This is a genomic window from Neobacillus sp. NPDC093127 (assembly GCF_044754175.1).
GTDB lineage: Bacteria > Bacillota > Bacilli > Bacillales > Cytobacillaceae > Neobacillus.
In genome coordinates this window covers 1-2716 of record NZ_JBIVOP010000054.1, presented here as the reverse complement: position 1 = coordinate 2716, position 2716 = coordinate 1, and the positions used below count along the sequence as shown (strand labels likewise).

Sequence of the window (2716 nt, the reverse complement as noted above, 5' to 3'; positions counted from 1 at the left end):
TAGTTGTGCGAAATGTTTCTAGCTTAAATGGAGGATGGTCACATTTCTCTGGTAAAGGCTAGACAGTTCCTGTCGGAACTGAAGGATTATACCGAAGAATCAAATGATGGGGTAACGCCCTGAAGGGTTCTCTCTTAGTCGAATAGCACTGGATTTAGTAAGAATGATAGTGTTATAAGCTCGGCGAAAAGGCGTAAGAATTTACCGTAACAGGTTAAGCTGTCGAAAGCCTACCCGATGGGGTGGTGTAAATCATGATGCTTGAGTTGACTGAATATGGTGAGAATGCGAATAAACCTAAAAGAAAAGGTTAAGCTGACAAACTTCTGGATGTACGGGTCTATAACTGCGATACATAGAAATGTGTATATCACCAAATTGTGAGGTTAGATGTGGGTTAGTAAGACTAACTAATATGAAAATCCATGATACGTTACAGGCGTATGAATGCTAACAGGCTTACAGGAAGCACCTAAGTTCATTCTATAATAGATATAATTCAACGTTGTAAGCTGATAACGTGGAGGACTTACTTCTAATGAAACGGTGGCAAGGAAGGCAATAATGACACTAGTTACTGTATAACTTGTCTTTATATCAGTGAAAGTGGTGGCACAGTACCAATGAAATGTCTAATCCACATGGAGGGATAGCCACTAGACTAACAAAGATTTATTCAACCAAGTAAGGCAGTTCTTTATCGATTAATAAGGTTCTTGTGAGACTAAAAGAGGTTTAACTCCGAAAGGAGTCACCAACTTATTGAAACGGAAGAAACTGAGACACAGTGAATATTATAGTATGCAAAATTGTTTTGACAGACTATATGCTCAAAGTGTCAGTGGTCATCACTTCTATGACTTAACAGTATTAATGAGTTCTGAAGATAATATAAGACTTGCCTATCGAAACATTAAAAGAAACACAGGTAGCAAAACTGCGGGAACAGATAAATTAACTATTAATGATATTTTACATTTAACAGTGGAAGATGTAATAGCAAAGGTTCAATCCATGTTTAAAAGGCATGAACCACAAACAGTAAGACGGGTTTTCATCCCAAAAGCAAATGGCAAAACCAGACCTTTGGGAATTCCAACGATTTGGGATAGAATCTTTCAGCAGTGTGTCCTTCAAATCTTAGAACCAATTTGTGAAGCGAAATTCCATAAACACAGTTATGGATTTAGACCAAACCGCAGCACACATCATGCCAAAGCTAGGCTTGAGTTTCTTATTAATCAGTCTGGACTCCACCATTGTGTTGATGTTGATATTAAAGGTTTCTTTGATAATGTTAAGCACAGTAAACTTTTAAAACAAATGTGGTCACTAGGTATAAGGGATAAATCACTTCTTTCTATAATTTCTAGGCTATTAAAAGCAGAGATTGAAGGAGAAGGTATTCCTACAAAAGGTACTCCGCAAGGAGGTATCCTATCACCTTTACTTTCAAACATTGTATTGAATGAATTGGATTGGTGGATAAGTGACCAATGGGAAACGTTTGAAAGCAGGTATACTTACTCTACAAATGGAAGTAAATATCAACATTTAAAGAAAACTGCTTTGAAAGAGTGCTTCATCGTCCGTTATGCGGACGATTTCAAGGTAATGTGCCGAACTAGGTCACACGCTATAAGAATGAACTACGCATTGAAAGACTTCTTGAGAAAAAGACTTCATTTGGAAACAAGTGAGGAGAAATCGAAGGTTATTAATCTAAAGAAAAACTCTTCCGAGTTTCTTGGATTTTCAATGAAAGTTGTAAGGAAAGGAAAAACAAGATTTGGCTATGTAGCAAGGTCCGATATGTCGAAAAAGGCTAAAGAAAACGCCTTTCTAAAGATTAAGGAAGCCATAAAAGTAATCAAGAAAAAGCCTTGCATTCAGACAGTTTGGAATTTCAATACTGTCGTCATGGGAATCCAAAACTATTACTCGGTCGCTACTAACATCACTATCAATCTGAATGAGTTAAACGCTCATCTACGCAGAACGTTATATAATCAACTAAAGAACATTAGAACCGAGGCAAGTTTCCATGAGATGACTAAAACCTTACAGAAAAGATACAAGGGATATAAGGCAAAACTGTATATGATACAAAAAATGGTTTTTGTCCCCATCCACGCACAACGGTGGAAAAAGACACTTGGATTCTCCCAAGTAATATGTAACTTTACTGCCGAAGGTAGAGCAAAAATTCATAATAGCCTAAAGGCTATTGATAAAAATACGCTTTCTTACATCATGAGAAATTACATTCCAAACAGATCGATTGAATATAACGACAACCGAATCAGTAAGTTTATTGCCCAATATGGCAAATGTGCGATATTAGGAGAAGAGTTAGGGATTCATGAATGGCATTGTCATCACATAGACCCTTATTATCTTTCGAAAGATGATAGTTATTCAAACTTAATTATTGTTCATAAAGCAATTCATCAATTAATTCATCTAAAAGATAAAGTCAAAATAGAAACTCTTTTACAATCTTTAAAGCTCACAAGTAAGCAGAAAGAAAAAGTAAATAAGCTACGGTTAATATGTCTAAATGAAATAATCTAAATTTGGAAAACAGCACTCGTCTGCTTAATACATAGAAAGAATAAATTGGATTAGTTGGAACGCCGTATGCGGTGAAAATCGCACGTACGGTGTGAACAGGGGGAAAAGGGAGCGATAACTTCAAACCTTTACCTATCTGTAT

General features: G+C 36.2%; 1 protein-coding gene. It reads left to right on the top strand.

Annotated elements, in window-relative coordinates; genetic code table 11:
* Positions 1 to 762: 762 nt before the first annotated feature.
* A complete protein-coding gene (ltrA, locus tag ACIQCO_RS27950) occupies positions 763 to 2574 on the top strand; it encodes a group II intron reverse transcriptase/maturase (RefSeq protein WP_483874181.1) in 1812 nt (603 codons plus the stop codon).
* The last annotated feature ends 142 nt before the right edge of the window (positions 2575 to 2716 follow it).